Consider the following 12,643-nt stretch of genomic DNA (forward strand, 5'->3'; position numbering starts at 1 on the left):
TTTTTACTATTTTTGTTAAAAAGATTGTGAGTTTTTTCACAGTCTGACGTTAGCAGACATATTTGAAAAACAGAACGAAAAACAGAAACTTAATATTAAAAATTATGAAAAAATCGCTGATTATTGCTTTAACATTCTTACTAGTAAGTTGTGGAGCAAATATTAAATCTAATTTTAATGAACAATTAAAACCATTAACTATTGAGGACAAAGTTGCGTTCCTTGATATACAAAATCAAGTTCCTGAAGGAGCAAAAAAAATTGGAAATGCAAAATTTGGAGATAGTGGTTTCTCAACTGATTGTGATTTCAATACTAATTTAATAAGTGCCCGAAAACTTGCAAGAGCGAATGGTGCAAATATCGTTAAAGTTATAAAAAAGACAACTCCAGATTTATGGAGTACTTGTTATCGAATTACTGTCGAATTTTATTATTTCTCAGGCGATGTAACAAAACTTCCTCAATATCAATTACAAATTAATTAATCTAAATTCTATATAAAATGAAGAAATCAATTATCACTTGCTCATTAGCACTAACATTATTATTATCAAGTTGTGCTACAATTATGTCAGGTTCAAAACAAAATGTAAAATTTGCGAGTAATCCAAGTTCAGCTACAATTTTCATTGACGAAGTTGAAGTTGGAAAAACACCTTTTGAAATGAAACTTGCAAGAAAAAGTGAACATCATGTAATGATAAAATTAGAAGGTTACCAAACGTACCAAACTACATTAACCAAAAAATTTAATGGTTGGTTTGTTGGAAACATATTAATTGGTGGCTTAATCGGAATAATAATTGATCCAATTACAGGTGCGATGTATAATTTAACTCCAAAAGAAATTAATGCTGAAATGGCAAAAGGAACAGCATTTAATTATAAAAAAGGAGAAGTTTATGTTGCAGTTGCTTTAGAAATTGACCCAACTTGGAAAAAAATCGGACAACTTGAAAAAGTAAATAACTAATAAGTTAATACGTCTGCTAACAGCAGTTTGCAAAAATGGCGGGTTTTGGGCTTAATTTAAAGTTGGTTTTGTACTTGAAAAGTCAGTGTTTAACCGAAAGTTTAGGCTTCTTTAATCCGCCACTTCTGCAAGCTGCAAAACGTTGGCAGAGATTTTACCGCAGAATCGCAAAAAAAAGAAAAAATGTATAAAAAGATAATTCTACTAATAATTTTAATTGTTTCATCAAATATTTATTCACAAACATTTGATGAAAAGTACACTATCTATATAGACACAATAAAAATTGAAAATGAAAATATAGTGTTTTTAAGAGTTCCAGATAAAAAAATAAAAAGTCCTGCAAAAAATTATGTAATTTCTTTACAAACTTGTCTTGGTAGAATACAAAATGATATTAAAAACGGTAAAACAATAAATTCTTTTGATTCACATTATTTTAAAACAAACTCAAATTCTATAAACTATAAAGACAAAAATTGGAAATTAGAATTTTATGAGAACGAATTTAAAGCATACGAAAATATAATTGCTAATAAAAATAAAAAAAACTACAATCAGTTTTTAAAAGATATTTCAAAAAAAGAAGAACTGCCAAAAGAGGATATAAGATATGTAAATATTGGAGAATTAACAATCTATTCGGATACTACAAATGAAGCGGAAGATATTGGTCATCTTCCAACTCATTGTGCTATCAAAGTAATTAAAGATTTGGATAATGGTTATTCACAAATTTTAGCTTGTAGTTTTAAAAATGGGTATGTAAAAACGAAATATTTAGTTAAAGACAGAAGCTTAATAACAATTGAAAGTGAATTTAAAGTAATTGAACACAATTTTTGCTTTGTAATTTTTCCTGATAATGATGAAATGTATTATAATGGATATATTTCAGAAAAATTTAGAACCTATTATCTTGGTCCAAAGGGTGGTTGTTACTACGTGACAAGAACTGGAAGCAAAGTTTATGTTGATAGAAATGTATGTAATTAAAAAAAAATAAAAATGGCAAATTGTATCGCTTGTAATAAATCATTAGGAATGCTAAATACACCAATGTTTAGTAAAGGACAAACAAAAGATTTTGGAACTATTTGTACTTCGTGTCATATGAGTTTAGCAATGAATAGCTTTTCTCATATTTCAAATAAAGTAAAACAATATTCAAACCAAGAAGTTATAGATGCTATTCAACAAATCAATTCTACAAAAGACCAAATAAAAAGTGACAAAAAAGAAGCATTTGAACGAAAAGTAGAAGAACATAAAAACCAAATTAGCTCAAATAATGAGAGATTACAAGTAATAAAGTCAACTATTTCTAAATTAAACCCAACAGTTCTTAATAAAAGGGAAGTTGCAGAATTGCCGTCAATATTGATGGAAGATGAAAATATTGAAAAAATAAATTCAGGATTTTTAGATGAAGGAAAAGGCTCAACTGGAAATGGTTTATTAGTAGCAACAAATTATAGAGTTATATTCATTGACAAGCCAATGCTTGGTTTTGGAATAAAAATGGAAGATTTTCCTTATGATAAAATTTCATCGGTATCAGTTGAAACTGGTTTTCTGAAAGGTGTATTAAAAATTATTTGTTCGGGAAATACGGCAAAAATTAATTTAGTAACTGGAGCAAAAGAATTTTCTGAATTTGTGAGGCAAAAGACAATTTCAAAACCTATTGTTCAACAACAAGTTGTAAGTAACGAACCAGATATTTTGGGACAAATTGAAAAACTTGCTGAATTAAAAGCAAAAGGAATTTTGACTGAAGAAGAGTTTACCGAAAAAAAATCAGTTTTATTATCAAAAATCTAAAAAAACCATCTGCCAACAGCAGTTTGGCAAAATGGCGGGTTCAGTGCTAAATTGAACATTTGGTTTTCAAGTGAAGTTTAGTGCTAAATTGAAAGTAAGTGCTTCTAAATCCGCCACTTCGCCAAGCTGCAAAACGTTAGCAGCAAGGCTAGACACCGGCACTACTAATAAATAACTACCCTTTCAAACAAAAAGGACTGACCCAATTAAGGTGTCAGTCCCCACTAAAAACAAAATTTCTACTCAACGCCTAACTGTAATTTTGCAGCACTAAGATGAATTTCATCTTGCGTTTCTAAAGCAAAATATCCATAAACTAAAGGTGCAGCCGCAGCTCTTTCAACCGCTTGTTCAAATAGCTTATCCCATACTACTCCACCTTGTTTTTTATATTCTGAAATTAAAGATTTTAGCCCTTCTTCACCGAAAACAGTAACGTGACCCGAAAAATCTTGGGCTATATCGCTGACTTGTGCAGTTGACCAATCAATAATTCCACAAACTTCTCCATTATGATGAGTAAGTGTATGTCCTGCATACAAATCACCGTGAATGAATTTTGTGAAATTCGGCCATAAGGCATCATTATCCAGCCATTTTTGGTACCGAAGTTCTAATTCGGCACTTATCCCTAATTCAGATTTCACCAAAATCAATTTTTCTGAAATCTCATTTCTAACCTGTTCAGGTGTCAAAACTTTTAGATTATTACGAAGTACTTCTTCCGTTGGAATGGAATGAAGTTCAACCAAAACCTTCGCCAACGATTGAATGTAAAGTTCGCTGTCTTTAGACATATTCCAGGTTACTTCATAAGTCTCCGCATCATAAGTAAGTGCAGGTTTTCCATCGAGCAAAGGATAGGCTATAAGTTCTTCATTAGCTATACGCCAGTCGGGAACTTGTACCGAAAGGTATTTCGACACTAATTGAAGAATGCGTAATTCATTCGTAATCTGTTCGCCCAAGCCTGCTCTTCTTGGAATACGCAACAACCATTTTGTGCCATCCTTATCTGTAGCGAAACCAACCTTAAAGTCAATTCCCATCTCATTAAAACTCATTTTATCAGAAAGAAATAAACCATTTCTTTTCGCCAATTTTTGAATATCTTTATTTTTCATTTTTTAAACATTTTTGATTTTATCTAATTGCATTAAGTTGCGAGTGCCAAACGAAAGAATACCCACAAGGATTGCCAAACAACCGCTTATAATAAACGAAATGTTTACACCAATAACTTCTGCAATCAGACCTGTGAATAATAAACCGATTACACTTGGCAACACTGCCAGACTATAATAAAGGGAAAATACTCGCCCTAATTTGTCAGGGCTTACCTCTGTTTGTACAATTGCTGTAAAACAGCCATTGAAAACGGACAGACTGATACCTCCAATGGCAGTTGTCAATACAAATCCTACAAACCAACTTGCAGGCAATGCTCCACTCAAAATAAATGTAAGTCCTAATAATACATACATTACATTGACAGCTACCACTTTTGAGCCTTTCAATTTGAAAGTACTCAAGGTAGCTCCACCAATAAGCATACCTCCACCCCAAACCACTTCTACAACTCCCATTTCCCATTTTCCACCTGCATAATGCCCTGTTGTAAGCAACGGAAACATAATGGCAGCAGGCATTATAATGAAGGTTATTGCCATTGCATAAAGAAAAAGATAACGTAATCCTTTGTTCTTTGATATAGTTTGAAATCCTTCCAAAAAATCAGTAGTTATTGAATGGATAGACGATTTTGATTTCGTCACTAAATCGGGAATTTTCACCATTACGAGCGAAAGAATAGCCAGCAATGCCCCAATCAAATCCAAATACAATACCATTGAAATGGGAAGATAGGCAATGGCTAGTGTTCCAATGGCAGGTCCGCCAATACTACAAACTGAATGCAGAACTTGATTAATTCCTGCTACCTTTATCAATTCACTTTGGGGTACAATCAGTGGAGCTATAGCCTGTAGTGCTGGAGTATGAAAAGCATTGCCAATAGAACGCAATCCGAGTAGCACATAAATCCATATTAGATTAACATTTTCATTTTGTAGAATGACAAGTAACACAAGAGCACAGACAGCAATAAAAGCATCCGAAAAAATCATTACATATTTACGATTGAGACGGTCAACATATACTCCTGCAATTAAACCTATCAATGCTTGAGGTAACATTGCCGCTATTCCTGCGTAGGCTAACACTTCGGCTGACTTATACTCCAGACTAAGCCATATAACTATAGCAAACTGAACAGCGTAACTTGTAAGCATTGATGCAAACTGCCCAGCCCATATAAACATATAGGTCTTAAACCATTTACAGTTTTCCATAAAAACTTGATTAAATTATACAACAAAACAATAGTGATATAATACATAGAAGCATTATATCATAAGTGTGGAACTTAAATAGAAGAACCCTAATTATTTAATCCAAGGCTTAGCCACGTGTTGTATAATTTTTTGAAGTGAAGCCACAAAAGTACAAAATATTATCTCAAAAAATAAGCTATTTTAGCAAAATTAAGCCCAGCAGCTAACAAGGGTTTTGCGATAGTGGGGCGAAACTGCAAAGTTCAACAGTAGTTCTTCGGTTCAGTTTTTGTGCAAAATTGAAGATTGGTGCTTCGATTGCCCCACCATCGCAAAGCCCAGAAACGTTAGCGGTAAGCGTATATGATCATTACGTAAAAAATATTGAAAATAAAATATCTTTAAAATGGGAATGTATTATAGTATTGAATTAAAAAACAATGAAGAAATTGGATATGTTGATTTTCCCTATCCTCTATCGTATTTCTTTGAACAAATTGGTGGATATAATGACAAAAGTATTGTTAGTCAAATAGAAAAAATATTAGATATTGATTTAAGTATTTTTCAGAAAATATATAATTCTGAAATGGGTTTTGAAGAAGAATTTGAGGATTTTGATGTTGAGGCTGTAGAAAATGAAATGTGGGTTGATATTGATGCGTTGATAAATAAATTAGAAGAATTTAAGAACAAAACAGAAAAAAATAAAAATTACTTTTTGAAAGTTGTTTTAAATCCAAAAGACGACAGGAATGTTTATCAGGATTTTGATTACGAAAAAATGATTAAATATCAACAAGAAAACCCATTGTCATTATATCCTATCGAAAATGGAATAATTTCTGAAAAAATATTAGAAAATTCAATTAATGAACTTCTGAATACACTTAAAGAAATAAAAAGAAATGGAGAAACAGAAATAAGATTGATATATGAATAAAACGCCTACCGCTAACAGCGGTTTGCTTCAATGGCTACTTCCGGATTTTCCTACGGAAAATCCTCTGCTGAATGGAATGTTTTGTTATATTTGTAATGGCTTGGTGTTGGTTTAACGCCACTGAGAGCAAGCCGCAGAACGTTATGAGCAAGCATAAAAAACTGCTAATGAGAAACATTTTATATATATTAATTTATACTATTTTTCTGAGTTTTACTTCATGTAAACCTGAGCAGACGAAATTTAATCAAAATCAATGGAAAACTCGAAATGATTTAGATTATAATCATAGAGAATTAATGATTGAAGACCTTTCTAAAAACTATTTAAAACCTGGAATGAAATTACGCGAGGTGGAAAACCTGCTTGGGAAAAATGATTTTGCGAGCGAACAAGATACTCTTCAACTCCAGTATGAAATCTATGTTGATTATGGAATTGATATTGATCCAGTTGAAACTAAAACCTTAATTATAAATTTTGATTCTGATTCTACTTTAACTAAAATTCGTTTAGACCATTGGGAAAGATAATGCCAGCTCATAACAACGGTTTGCTTCAATGGCTACTTCCGGATTTTCCTACGGAAAATCCGCTGCTGAATGGAATGTTTTGTTATATTTGTAATGGCTTGGTGTTGGCTCAACGCCACTGAGAGCAAGCCGCAAAACGTTAGCCGTCAGTGTAGGGAACCGCAGAAACCGACAGACAACAACCATAAATAAACTTTAAAAATCGTAAATTTACGTCCTCAACGAAAAAAATAATAATGACAGAAGATAAAGTTAGAGAAAGTGCGGGTAAAATATTAGGATTTAAAGACACCGATACAGCAATTAGTGGCGTTGGACAAATAACTTCTTTTAATCAATTAGGTTTTATTGGCGTAAAAGACAGACCAGACGGATGGTATCTACCAAATGAAAAGACTTTTCCAGCAATTATTTTAGAAGCGAAAAGTGAAAAAACGACTTTAAAAAAATCACATATTGACGAATTATTAAAAAACACGTCAATAATTGAAACTAAATATAAAAAACATATAGGTCTTTTATACAACGGAAACATTGTACAGATTTATAAAGATGGTGTTTTTTTACGAGAAGAAACCGAACTAAAAAACAAAGAGTATTATTTAAGTTTGTTTACTCAAAACAAAATTGATACCTCTAAAATCTATACAATTACTGCAAGGATTAACAATAACTTGCATTTCAATTTTGGGATAAAAAACCTTTATCACAGAATGATATTTACTGCTTGTGCATTAGTTGCAAAAAGATATGGTTCAGTTCTTATAAAAGGAATGGATTATACAACTTTTCACACTTCTATTCACGCCACGCTTGCAAAGAGCTTTGATGAAGCAAGAAAGCAAAATTTAAAGTTGAACATTTTACTTGAAGCATATTCTTCAATCAAAATGAACATTACTGAAAAGCAAACTGCTATTGATGATTTTATTGAATGCGTTGAAGATATTAGTGACAACATAAATAGTGATTTTTGGAATGGTGAAGATGTAATGGCTATTTTCTTTAACGAATTTAACCGTTACAAAGGTAAAAGTGAAAGTGGTCAAGTTTTTACACCAGACCATATTACAAGTTTGATGTACGAAATTATTGGTATAAACAAAGACGATATTATTCTTGATGCAGCTTGTGGTAGCGGAGCTTTTCTTGTAAAAGCTATGTGCAATATGATTAAAGAAGCAGGTGGAAACTCAACAGACAAAGCAAAAGAAATTAAACAAAATCAACTTTTTGGAATTGAATTTGACAAAGAAATTTACGCTCTTGCCTGTGCAAATATGCTTATTCATAAGGACGGTAAAACCAATTTAGAACAATTGGATAGCAGAACAGATGAAGCAAAAAAGTGGATTAAAAGCAAAAGAATTACAAAAGTTCTAATGAACCCACCTTTTGAAAACAAGTATGGCTGTATTGAAATTGTCGCAAATGTATTAGAAAGTGTTGATAGAGATACTATTTGTGCTTTTATTATGCCTGATAATAAACTTGAAACAAATCTAAACAAGACAAAGAAAATACTTCAAAAACATACACTTTCAAAAATTATAAAGTTACCACACGAAATTTTTAGTGGTACAACTACAAGTATATTTATTTTTAAAAGTGGCATTCCACAAAACAATAATAAAATTTTTGCGTGTGCAATTTTAGATGATGGATTAGAAACAATAAAAAATCAAGGCAGACAAGACATAAAAAACAAGTGGGAAGAAATTGAAAAATATTGGGTTGATGTTATTTACAAACAAAGTGGCGATAACTCAATTCAATGGCTTGACCCAAAAGAAAATTTGAGCTATAAAGTTCAAGAAAAACCATTTACAATAAGCGAACAAAACTTTAAGAAAATTGTGCTTGATTACTTGTTTTTCAAATCGAGCATAAATCCCATTGATTTAAAGAACAAAGTCCTTGATTATGTTTTATATGATAATGTTGAAACCGTAAATGAACCTTTAATAGAAATTATTCGCAGTAAAATAACTACGGAAACTAGTCGAAACATTATTGATATAAAAAAATGGAAAAGATTTATCATTTGTGGTAAAGACGGTATTTTTAAACTTATTCAGCCAAAAGCAAGAAAATTAACAGAATATTTGAATGATGGCGAAGTTCCGTTTGTTGCGTCAGGTGCATTTAACAATGGTATTGAAAAGTATGTAGAAACTGATGAAATATTAGATAAAGGAAATTGTATAACAGTTTCGGCAATCGGTGGTTTCTCATTTTACCAAGAGAAAGATTTTATTGGGCGTGGCGGTGCAGGTTCTGCAATTAAAATTTTATACAGCGACAAACTAAACGAAAAAAACGCTTTGTTTATTTGTGCAGTTTTACAAAAAACGCTTAATAAATATGATTATACGACAATGCTTTCAGGCGACAAATTGAAAAAAGAATTTGTATATCTTCCAGCAAAAAAAGACGGACAACCTGACTTTACATTTATGGAAAACTATATAGAAACATTACAAGAACAACTAAAAATGTGGGTATAAAAAAACACCGAACGGCTAACAGCAGTTTGGCAAAATGGCGGGTTCAGTGCTAAATTGAACATTCGGATTTCTAATAAACATTAGTGCTAAATTGAAAGTAAGTGCTTCTAAATCCGCCACTTCGCCAAGCTGCAAAACGTTAAATGCAATATATTTTCCGAACTTACGCTGAACGCTTCGCTCCTATTTTTTCGTTATATAATTTCTAAAAATGTAGCCGAAAAATTTTGCGTGATAAGTGAAATCTGAACCGAACTTTGTCGAAAAACTTTGTGTTCAAAATACGTTGCGTGAAACCAAGCTTTGCGAGACAAACCAAGTTTGCGTGACAATGGAAAGCCGAAAACCAACTTTGCGGATAAAGGTTGCTTTATTTATCAAGTTCCGAAAATATAAAACTGCATTTAACAGCGGTTTAAAAATATGGCTAGTTTCGGGAATATTTGAAATGGCGCAGTTGCTCAATTTAAAGTTTTGCGTATATTTGTGTTGGCTTGGTGTTGGGTTTTCGCCACATTTTTAAGCCTCAGAACGTTGTGCGTCATTTTACCCAAACTAAACGAAAAATACTTCATGGAAATTATAAATACCGAAAATGGAAATTTCAGCCTAAATGCAGAGATGGAAATCAATGCGAATAAAAAATTTGAAGAAGTAAACTATTTTGACTTAGATAAAACTATAAATGATATGGGAAATGGATACAAATGGATTTATTTCAAAAATGTCAAAATTGACAACCTTTACTTTTTTTTAAACGTATGTTTTTTTCAGAATAAAACCAAAATGATTACTTTTTCTTTTTCAGAGACTCAAGTAAAATCCCCAAGTTGGGATAATTGGAATGAAAACGAAGGAAAATTGAACCAACAGAAATTTGAAGATTGGTTAAACAAAACATTAGGTGAAAAAAGAAAATTTGACTGGGGTGAAATTTTTTCAGAACACGATTCAAAAGGAGGCGGAACCAACATTACTATTAATTATTTAATCTAAAAAACGAACGCACAACAGCGGTTTGCTTCAATGGCTACTTCCGGATTTTCCTGCGGAAAATCCGCTGCTGAATGGAATGTTTTGTTATATTTGTAATGGCTTGTTGTTGGTGCAACGCCACTGAGAGCAAGCCGCAGAACGTTAGCCATAATATTATGAATGAAAATTCCGAATATAAAAAGTTTAGTAAGGAAATCCAACATTGGGATTTTACTATTATACAACTTCCATCAGATAAACGAATAAATTCAACAAACGTTCGGATAGATTGCTTATCTCCAGCTTTAATAAAAAAAGGCTCTCAAAAAGAAAAAGAATTAATAACTGAATGGAACTCAGTTTTTCCTAAACTTGATAATGTTAGACGTTTAAAAATTGATGTTTACAATCAAGAAATTTTTGACGGCATCTGTAAAATACCAAATTTGGAACAGTTAACAATTACAAATTCAAATTTTACGAACTTAAGTTCAATCCATTTACTTAAAAACTTAAATCGCTTTGAATTTTTTAGAAATAATAAAATAACAGATATCGAACCTCTTTCGGAATTAAATCTTGAATATTTAAAATTTGAAGAATGTTTCAATATTTCAAATTATGAAATAATCGGAAATCTAAAAACATTAATTGGATTATCCATAAATGGCAATTGGACTGCGCCGAAAAATCTAAAACTTAATTCTATAAAAGCCTTTGAAAATCTAAATGAATTAATCCACTTTGATATTGAGTATTGCACTATTATAGACAAATCTTTTGATAGTATTCTAAAAATGGAAAAACTAAAACGCTTTGACTATTTAGGGAGAGTTGATAAAAAGACCGTTTTGGATATCCAAAATAAACATAAAAATCTTTGTTCAGGAAGCTTTCTAAATTAAAAATACTATGGCTAACAGCGGTTTGCTTCAATGGCTACTTCTGGATTTTCCTACGGAAAATCCGCTGCTGAATGGAATGTTTTGTTATATTTGTAATGGCTTGGTGTTGGTGCAACGCCACTGAGAGCAAGCCGCAGAACGTTATAAGCCATTTTATCTATGAAACCAATTATAATAATATTCACGTTTTTTTTGATGCTTTTATCATGCGAGGAAAAAGTTAGTCAATCCGCTACAAGGAAAAAAAACAATCAAGTATATACTGATACAATTTCTTATTCAAGTTTTATAGATAGTGTTGAGATTGATTCTGAAAAATTTTCTGCTATTAAAGAGAAACTCTATGATGAAAAAAAAATCGCACCTTTAATTGTTCTGAAAAAAGCAGATAGCTTGATAAAAGAATATTCTGAGAGTTATGAAAAAACAAACTTTTCATATGATTTGAATAAAATAAAAGATTTACATTTTTTAAAAGGTGAAATATTATATGAAAGAAATGATTTCCGAAATGCACTCAAAGAATTTTCTTTTGATACTATAGAAAGTTATACAATCGCAAGAGCAGCTACTTACATAAAGCTTAATCAATTCGATAAGGCTTTACAGAATATTAAATCTCAAGGAAATTTTGAAAACAAATGGTATTTGGCAAATTATTACGAAATTATTGGGAAAATAGATTCAGCAAAAGTTTTATACATTCAAGTATTTAATCGTTATCCTGAATATGAAGTTGGAAAGAATAGTGCAAATCGCTTGAAAGAACTTAACAAAAAGAAACCGAAATTGATAACGGAACTGATATTACCTACAAGAAAATAAAAAAAACGGCTTATAACAGCGGTTTGCTTCAATGGCTACTTCCGGATTTTCCTACGGAAAATCCGCTGCTGAATGGAATGTTTTGTTATATTTGTAATGGCTTGGTATAGGTGGCAACGCCACTGAGAGCAAGCCGCAGAACGTTGTATGTAATTTTAAAAAATCATCATGAAAAAAACACTTTTATTTTTATTTTTGAATCTTAATTTAGCTTTATTTTCTCAAGAATCGAAACTTAGCATTGAACTTAATTATCCAATTCCTGCAGACAATAATTTTATTGGAAAAAATTACACTGGAATAGTTGATATTGGAGGAAAATATAAAATTATTGACAAAGACGTTTTAGATTTTGGAATTGCTTTAAATGCTGGACTTTTGACATTTAATAATTCGAAAATTAATTCACCACAGAATTACAAAATTTATGCTTACCCAATACAACCAAAAATATTTTGTGAGTTTAACATCAAAAATATTAAAAAGCTTCATCCATACACTTCTCTTGGATATAGTTTCATAATATTCAAAGCAACTGGAACCAATAATGGATATGATATTTCAGACCTAAACGATACTCAAGCTGGGATTAACTTAAATTTCGGTTTATCTTATGATATTACAAGTAAATTTTTTGTTAATGGACAATTTGACTTTACAAAACTTCAAGAAGAAAATGGAATTCCAAATACTACATTTAATACAAATGTTAATTTAGTAAAACTTGGTGTTGGTTTAAGATTATAAAAAAACTACATACAACAGCGGTTTGCTTCAATGGCTACTTCCGGATTTTCCTACGGAAAATCCGCTGCTGAATGG

Annotated in this window: 13 protein-coding genes; 11 read left to right on the plus strand and 2 right to left on the minus strand. The window is 31.3% G+C overall.

Annotation, left to right across the window (positions count from 1 at the left end):
- Window positions 1–104: 104 nt before the first annotated feature.
- The 4 genes from Q0075_RS09205 to Q0075_RS09220 all read left to right on the plus strand — a co-directional run bounded on the left by Q0075_RS09205 (window position 105) and on the right by Q0075_RS09220 (window position 2,800).
- Window positions 105–488 (plus strand): hypothetical protein, encoded by a 384-nt coding sequence (locus Q0075_RS09205; protein ID WP_297869263.1) that lies wholly within the window; start codon window positions 105–107, stop codon window positions 486–488.
- Window positions 489–505: 17 nt separating this feature from the next.
- Entirely contained in the window at window positions 506–976 is a 471-nt protein-coding gene (locus tag Q0075_RS09210) for a PEGA domain-containing protein (protein WP_297869264.1), read from the plus strand.
- Window positions 977–1,159: 183 nt separating this feature from the next.
- Entirely contained in the window at window positions 1,160–1,972 is an 813-nt protein-coding gene (locus tag Q0075_RS09215; protein WP_297869265.1) for a hypothetical protein, read from the plus strand.
- A gap of 12 nt (window positions 1,973–1,984) precedes the next feature.
- The gene (locus Q0075_RS09220) at window positions 1,985–2,800 is read left to right on the plus strand and encodes a PH domain-containing protein (protein ID WP_297869266.1); all 816 of its coding nucleotides are present in this window, start codon (window positions 1,985–1,987) and stop codon (window positions 2,798–2,800) included.
- 239 nt (window positions 2,801–3,039) lie between these two features.
- Here the strand turns inward: Q0075_RS09220 and mph are convergent, their stop codons facing one another.
- Window positions 3,040–3,924 (minus strand): Mph(E)/Mph(G) family macrolide 2'-phosphotransferase, encoded by an 885-nt coding sequence (mph, locus tag Q0075_RS09225; RefSeq protein WP_297869267.1) that lies wholly within the window; start codon window positions 3,922–3,924, stop codon window positions 3,040–3,042.
- A 3-nt stretch (window positions 3,925–3,927) separates the two neighbouring features.
- Window positions 3,928–5,151, minus strand: coding sequence for an MFS transporter (locus Q0075_RS09230; protein WP_297869268.1), 1,224 nt, complete (start codon window positions 5,149–5,151; stop codon window positions 3,928–3,930).
- Between the two features lie 388 nt (window positions 5,152–5,539).
- Here Q0075_RS09230 and Q0075_RS09235 point away from each other — a divergent pair, with 388 nt between their 5' ends.
- The 7 genes from Q0075_RS09235 to Q0075_RS09265 all read left to right on the plus strand — a co-directional run bounded on the left by Q0075_RS09235 (window position 5,540) and on the right by Q0075_RS09265 (window position 12,568).
- Window positions 5,540–6,076 (plus strand): hypothetical protein, encoded by a 537-nt coding sequence (locus Q0075_RS09235; protein ID WP_297869269.1) that lies wholly within the window; start codon window positions 5,540–5,542, stop codon window positions 6,074–6,076.
- A gap of 167 nt (window positions 6,077–6,243) precedes the next feature.
- Window positions 6,244–6,609 (plus strand): hypothetical protein, encoded by a 366-nt coding sequence (locus Q0075_RS09240; protein ID WP_297869270.1) that lies wholly within the window; start codon window positions 6,244–6,246, stop codon window positions 6,607–6,609.
- 236 nt (window positions 6,610–6,845) lie between these two features.
- Window positions 6,846–9,116 carry an N-6 DNA methylase gene (locus Q0075_RS09245; protein ID WP_297869271.1) on the plus strand — a complete coding sequence of 757 codons (2,271 nt, stop codon included), beginning with the start codon at window positions 6,846–6,848 and terminating at the stop codon, window positions 9,114–9,116.
- A gap of 573 nt (window positions 9,117–9,689) precedes the next feature.
- Window positions 9,690–10,112 carry a hypothetical protein gene (locus Q0075_RS09250; protein WP_297869272.1) on the plus strand — a complete coding sequence of 141 codons (423 nt, stop codon included), beginning with the start codon at window positions 9,690–9,692 and terminating at the stop codon, window positions 10,110–10,112.
- A gap of 155 nt (window positions 10,113–10,267) precedes the next feature.
- Window positions 10,268–10,996, plus strand: a complete 729-nt coding sequence (locus tag Q0075_RS09255) for a leucine-rich repeat domain-containing protein (protein ID WP_297869273.1) — start codon at window positions 10,268–10,270, stop codon at window positions 10,994–10,996.
- Between the two features lie 159 nt (window positions 10,997–11,155).
- Window positions 11,156–11,821, plus strand: coding sequence for a hypothetical protein (locus Q0075_RS09260; RefSeq protein ID WP_297869274.1), 666 nt, complete (start codon window positions 11,156–11,158; stop codon window positions 11,819–11,821).
- A 168-nt stretch (window positions 11,822–11,989) separates the two neighbouring features.
- A complete protein-coding gene (locus Q0075_RS09265; protein WP_297869275.1) occupies window positions 11,990–12,568 on the plus strand; it encodes an outer membrane beta-barrel protein in 579 nt (192 codons plus the stop codon).
- Window positions 12,569–12,643 lie beyond the last annotated feature (75 nt).

The sequence above is a fragment of the uncultured Flavobacterium sp. genome, from assembly GCF_937967675.1.
Taxonomy (GTDB): domain Bacteria; phylum Bacteroidota; class Bacteroidia; order Flavobacteriales; family Flavobacteriaceae; genus Flavobacterium.

Excerpts from the sequence above, each read along its gene's own strand:
- Q0075_RS09205 (WP_297869263.1), top strand. The coding sequence starts at position 105 with ATGAAAAAATCGCTGATTATTGCTTTAACATTCTTACTAGTAAGTTGT.
- Q0075_RS09210 (WP_297869264.1), top strand. The coding sequence starts at position 506 with ATGAAGAAATCAATTATCACTTGCTCATTAGCACTAACATTATTATTA.
- Q0075_RS09215 (WP_297869265.1), top strand. The coding sequence starts at position 1,160 with ATGTATAAAAAGATAATTCTACTAATAATTTTAATTGTTTCATCAAAT.
- Q0075_RS09220 (WP_297869266.1), top strand. The coding sequence starts at position 1,985 with ATGGCAAATTGTATCGCTTGTAATAAATCATTAGGAATGCTAAATACA.
- mph (WP_297869267.1), bottom strand. The coding sequence starts at position 3,924 with ATGAAAAATAAAGATATTCAAAAATTGGCGAAAAGAAATGGTTTATTT.
- Q0075_RS09230 (WP_297869268.1), bottom strand. The coding sequence starts at position 5,151 with ATGGAAAACTGTAAATGGTTTAAGACCTATATGTTTATATGGGCTGGG.
- Q0075_RS09235 (WP_297869269.1), top strand. The coding sequence starts at position 5,540 with ATGGGAATGTATTATAGTATTGAATTAAAAAACAATGAAGAAATTGGA.
- Q0075_RS09240 (WP_297869270.1), top strand. The coding sequence starts at position 6,244 with ATGAGAAACATTTTATATATATTAATTTATACTATTTTTCTGAGTTTT.
- Q0075_RS09245 (WP_297869271.1), top strand. The coding sequence starts at position 6,846 with ATGACAGAAGATAAAGTTAGAGAAAGTGCGGGTAAAATATTAGGATTT.
- Q0075_RS09250 (WP_297869272.1), top strand. The coding sequence starts at position 9,690 with ATGGAAATTATAAATACCGAAAATGGAAATTTCAGCCTAAATGCAGAG.
- Q0075_RS09255 (WP_297869273.1), top strand. The coding sequence starts at position 10,268 with ATGAATGAAAATTCCGAATATAAAAAGTTTAGTAAGGAAATCCAACAT.
- Q0075_RS09260 (WP_297869274.1), top strand. The coding sequence starts at position 11,156 with ATGAAACCAATTATAATAATATTCACGTTTTTTTTGATGCTTTTATCA.
- Q0075_RS09265 (WP_297869275.1), top strand. The coding sequence starts at position 11,990 with ATGAAAAAAACACTTTTATTTTTATTTTTGAATCTTAATTTAGCTTTA.